This window comes from Paenibacillus sp. Aloe-11, assembly GCF_000245715.1.
Taxonomy (GTDB): domain Bacteria; phylum Bacillota; class Bacilli; order Paenibacillales; family Paenibacillaceae; genus Paenibacillus; species Paenibacillus kribbensis.
In genome coordinates this window covers 2,984-7,807 of record NZ_JH601060.1, presented here as the reverse complement: position 1 = coordinate 7,807, position 4,824 = coordinate 2,984, and the positions used below count along the sequence as shown (strand labels likewise).

Sequence of the window (4,824 nt, the reverse complement as noted above, 5' to 3'; positions counted from 1 at the left end):
GTCATTACCGTGGAACCGGGCATTTATATCCCGGGGTTCGGCGGGGTACGGATCGAGGATGATGTGCTGATCACGGATGACGGTGTGAAGGTACTGACCTCCTCGCCGAAGGAGCTGCTTTTATTATAAAAAGCAGTCATCCAAAAATGATATGGAGGGATCGAATGAACACGCAAAAAAGACGCACGAAAATATGGCTGACTGCTTTGGCCGTTTCTCTCATCGTTGCTTTAACACCAGCTATTCCGGGTCATGGGGCTTATGCCAAGGCGGAGTCGGATGCCAAAGTCATCGACATCTTTAGCCGGACGGTGAACGATTACGGTATAGAGCTGGTCGACTGGCAAGGGTATCTTGCGAACCCGTATGTGAAGCTAAAGGTCAAACCGCCGGCAGACGCTGCCTTTCCGGTAACGATCACGCTGAATGCGCAGGGCACATCGCGGTTGATGATGGATTTGCCAAGTACGCTGTCGGCGCAAGGGGCAAGCAAAACGCTGACCTTTGCCAATGCTCAGGAGGAAAAAGATTTCCGTCTAGCCATCCATCCCGACCGGATTGGGGGAAATGGTGAAATTGAGCATTATACACTGTCTCTATCTGTGGCGGGAAACGATGGGCGCAAGACCAACCAGTCCATTCCGATTCGGGTGTTGGATCAGGACGATAATGAAGAGCCTCAAGTCCCCATCCATTTTGACTATCGCTTTGATACGATCATGCCCTATTTCAATGATGCTGCTACGAGAAAAGCCGCAGAGCTGGCGGTGAAGGACTGGTTCTATTTCTTTGATCTGAGCCCCTTCGATGAGGTTCCGGCGAATGCGGAGGTCAACCATCTGCCGGGAGACGACTGGCAAAATGAAATCCAGGTGACGAATGACAAGCCATATAAAGGCATGTGGGTGTTTTTGAGAGGATTGAACGGGCCTTATTCTACGGGCTTTCCAGCCAATAACGGCAATTATCATACACGTAACGGTGTAACCGTCCCGGGGAACCTGAACCGTTCCTATAGTCTGATTCTGGATTTCTATGATGATGCGACTCCATTCACATCGGTAGACGATGAAGAATGGTATCAATCCGATCTGTCCAAGGTGACGGATGTGCACGGGCTGATCATGCATGAATTTGGTCATGCGATTGTGTTCAGCGACACGTTCCCGGGTGTCAAGGCGTTGAAGGAAGCAGCAGGCAATGACCCGGATATTCTGGCTTATCAGCACAGACCGGCTGCGCTGGATGACAGCTATCATCTCTCCGGGGAGCTTGCAGAGGTTGACAGACTGAGTGGACAAAACGGTGGCTGGCGCCACATGTTCCCGACACGGCGCTGGATGAACACGAAGCTCTCGCTGCTGGTAGCAGAAAAAGCAGGCTGGCCGCTGCGCAAGGACCTGACTCCTTTCCTCGCGCCAGAAATAATGACGAAGGAACTGCCAGCACCCGTTAAAGGGAAAGCGTACACGGCCAAGCTGGAGGCCAAGGGAGGCGTTCCGTTTTACGATTGGACGGTAACGGGTGGTCAGCTGCCCGCAGGCTTCACGCTGGATCGCTTCACAGGAACGATCAGCGGTACAGCGGAAAGCGGAGCAGCGAACAAGATATATACGTTCACCGTACAGCTGCGGGATTATGACGAGCTGAGCAAGCCTGTGACCCAAAGCTTTACGCTCAAGCTGTAACTGAATTTCCCAGCGCGGCTGCCCCGAATTTTCTGACGAAGCTTACATTTGACTGACTAACATTTAGCTGGGCTAACATCTATTGGACGACCACGGTTGAAATTTGGGGCAGAGCGACCTGAGTGTTGTGACATTCGGGTTGAAACGGTCGAAGGGAGGAAAAGTGAGTGAAACACGACGCGGCCGATCTAGTCATTGTCGGCGGTGGAATCATTGGTGCGGCCATCGCTTATTATGCGGCTAAATCCGATTTGAAGGTCGTACTGGCTGAGCGGGGAGAGATTGCCGGAGGCACTTCGTCCCGTTGTGATGGAAATATACTGGCAATCGACAAGGAGCCGGGATTTGACAGCCGGATGTCGCTGGTATCGCAGGAGCTGGTGGCAGAGCTGGCCAGGGAGCTGGAGGATGAGTTTGAGTACCGTGCGCCTGGCAGCATTTTGGTCTGTGAAAATGAGCAGGAGATGCAGGCGGCAGAGCAATGGGTAGCCCGTCAGCAGCAGGAGGGACTTCCGTTTCGCATGCTGGATCAGCAGGCTTTGCGGAAGGAATGGCCACATTTGGCCAAAGATTTGCCGGGCGGGCTGGAGTGTGCGACAGATTCTACCGTAAATCCGGTGCTGATGACGTATGCACTGGCCAACGCCGCACGGCGGATGGGAGCCAGACTATTGCCGCGCACACCGATACGGTCCGTCCTCAAGGACGAAGGGGGGAACGTCCGTGGAGTTGAGACGCCAAACGGTGTGATCCATGCGGATGCAGTGGTATTGGCGGCAGGTGTGTGGACACGCAGCATCGGTCATTCACTCGGTTTGAGCCTTCCAATCATGCCGCGCAAAGGACATATTCTGGTGTCTGCCCGAATGCCTTCGATCGGGAAGCGAAAGGTGATGGAGTTTGGGTACCTGATGAGCAAGTTCGGCGGGCAGCGGAGTGTCGATGAGGTTTATGAAAAATATGGTGTAGCGCTGGTATTCGAGCCAACCGCATCACAAAACATTCTGATCGGCAGCAGCCGTCAGTTTGTCGGTATGGATACGGGGGTCGATCAGCAGGTGATCCGCTTAATTGCCCGCAGGGCGATTCGCTTTTTTCCAGCCCTGGCAAACGTGCCGCTACTGAGGGCATATACCGGCCTGCGTCCATGGACGCCTGATCATTTGCCGATTGTATCAGCCGTGGATGAAGTGCCGGGGCTGTTTATCGCCTCAGGCCATGAAGGGGACGGCATTAGCCTTGCTGCTGTCACGGGCAAGCTGGTGACCGAAATGGTACGCGGCGAACCCACTTGCATACCGGTAGAGCCGCTGCGGTATGACCGATTTGGGGAGGCTTTGAACGGGTACGAGAACGGGCATGGGTTTCATGGGGAGGTAACCGGATGAGTGTACCAGGCAAGATCGCTATATCAGGCAAGATTACGACGATTGATACCCACACGGGTGGAAATCCGACGCGGACGGTCATTCACGGCGCACCTAAGCTGGTAGGTCATACGATGCTGGACAAAATGACTTATATGGCAGCGCATCATGATGATTTTCGCCGTCTGCTGATGTTCGAGCCGCGGGGCCATGAGGTCATGTCGGGCTGTATTTTGACAGAGCCTTGCCATCCGGATGCCGATATCGGTGTGGTCTTTATAGAGACTGGAGGCTATTTGCCGATGTGCGGTCACGATACGATTGGAGTGTGCACGGCACTAATGGAAGGCGGGCTGATTGCTGCGGATAAAAAGTCTGTATTGCTAGATACTCCGGCAGGCCCGGTTCAAGTGCAGCTGGAGGTGGATACGGGCAAGGTGCGGCAAGTAACGTTCACGAACATCCCATCCTTTGTGTACCACCGTGAGGTGGAGGTCGATGTAGAGGGCATCGGTCAAGTCGTGCTAGATATTGCGTATGGAGGCAACTTTTACGGCATTGTAGAGGCGGCTTCCATCGGTCTTGCGTTGGAGCAGAGCAATGCGGCAGAGATTGTACGGACGGCAGTCCGGATTCGAGAAGCGGTGAATGCTGCTATTGAGGTAGTGCATCCTGAGAATCCGGTAATTCAGGGATTGACCCATATTGAATTTTACGGGCAGCCTGTGGCTCCACAGGCCGATTGCCGCAATGTCGTCGTCATTCCGCCGGGAGGCATCGACCGTTCCCCTTGTGGCACAGGAACCTCGGCCAAGGTAGCGGTGCTGCATGCCAAGGGAAAGCTGGGCTTAAATGAGCCGTTTGTGCATGAAAGCATCACAGGTTCCATGTTCCGGGCTGAAATTGTGGGCGAAACGCAGGTAGGTCCTTATCCGGCAGTGATTCCGCAAATTACAGGCTCGGCCTGGGTAACAGGACATCATCAATTTGTGCTTGATCCGAAGGATCCGCTGAGAGAAGGATTTTTACTGATGTGAGTATAGTGCCGGGAATCGAATGATGCAACAGGCCGGTGTAATTATTCAACGTTCAGTTTGTAAAAAACAGGTGGAAAAAGAAAGGATTGGTGAGCATATGGCACGTTTTGAAGGTGTATATGTGGCCCTGGTTACACCGTTCACGGCAGAGCTGGAGGTCGACCACAAGCGTCTGGCCGAGTTGTGCGAGCATCTGATTGCGAACGGCATTAGCGGACTGGTCCCCACAGGATCACTGGGGGAGTATGCGGCGTTGTCCCCGGAAGAACGGTCACAGGTTGTGCATACGGTGATTGATGCTGCGGCAGGGCGTGTCCCGGTCGTTGTCGGCTCGGCGGCTCCATCCACCAGGCAGGCGGTGCATTGGGTTCAGCATGCCAAGGATGCCGGAGCTGCTGGTGTCATGGCGCTGCCGCCCATTAATTACAATCCGCTGCCCCATGAGGTAACGGCCCATTTTGAAGCGTTATCGGAAGTGGGCTTGCCGATCATAGCGTACAACAATCCCCATGATTACAAGGTTGACCTGACTCCGGATATTCTTGCAGACCTGTCACGAATTGAAAATATCGTGGCAGTCAAGGAATTTTCCGGTGATGTGCGACGTATTCACGCTATTTTGGAGAAGACAGAGCTGGAGGTCATGATCGGGGTGGATAATCTGGCGATGGAGGGGGCATTATTCGGCGCGACAGGCTGGATTTCGGGCGTGCCTAATGCGTTGCCCAAGGA

Annotated in this window: 4 protein-coding genes and 1 pseudogene; all 5 read left to right on the top strand. The window is 53.9% G+C overall.

The genetic code is table 11. The features are described 5' to 3' along the window. Positions 1-129: M24 family metallopeptidase (locus tag WG8_RS28825; protein ID WP_007431936.1), on the top strand; the 129-nt coding region annotated here is incomplete at its 5' end. 35 nt (positions 130-164) lie between these two features. Continuing rightward, positions 165-1,688, top strand: a complete 1,524-nt coding sequence (locus WG8_RS19380) for an Ig domain-containing protein (protein WP_007431935.1) — start codon at positions 165-167, stop codon at positions 1,686-1,688. A 167-nt stretch (positions 1,689-1,855) separates the two neighbouring features. Beyond that, a complete protein-coding gene (locus WG8_RS19375) occupies positions 1,856-3,076 on the top strand; it encodes an NAD(P)/FAD-dependent oxidoreductase (protein WP_007431934.1) in 1,221 nt (406 codons plus the stop codon). Then, positions 3,073-4,092 (top strand): 4-hydroxyproline epimerase, encoded by a 1,020-nt coding sequence (locus WG8_RS19370; RefSeq protein ID WP_007431933.1) that lies wholly within the window; start codon positions 3,073-3,075, stop codon positions 4,090-4,092. Before WG8_RS19375 ends, WG8_RS19370 begins: the two co-directional genes overlap by 4 nt. 97 nt (positions 4,093-4,189) lie before the next feature. Beyond that, a pseudogene (locus WG8_RS19365) lies at positions 4,190-4,824 on the top strand (dihydrodipicolinate synthase family protein); the annotation flags it as partial.

Coding starts and splice junctions, on each gene's coding strand:
- WG8_RS19380 (WP_007431935.1), top strand. CDS start 165: ATGAACACGCAAAAAAGACGCACGAAAATATGGCTGACTGCTTTGGCC.
- WG8_RS19370 (WP_007431933.1), top strand. CDS start 3,073: ATGAGTGTACCAGGCAAGATCGCTATATCAGGCAAGATTACGACGATT.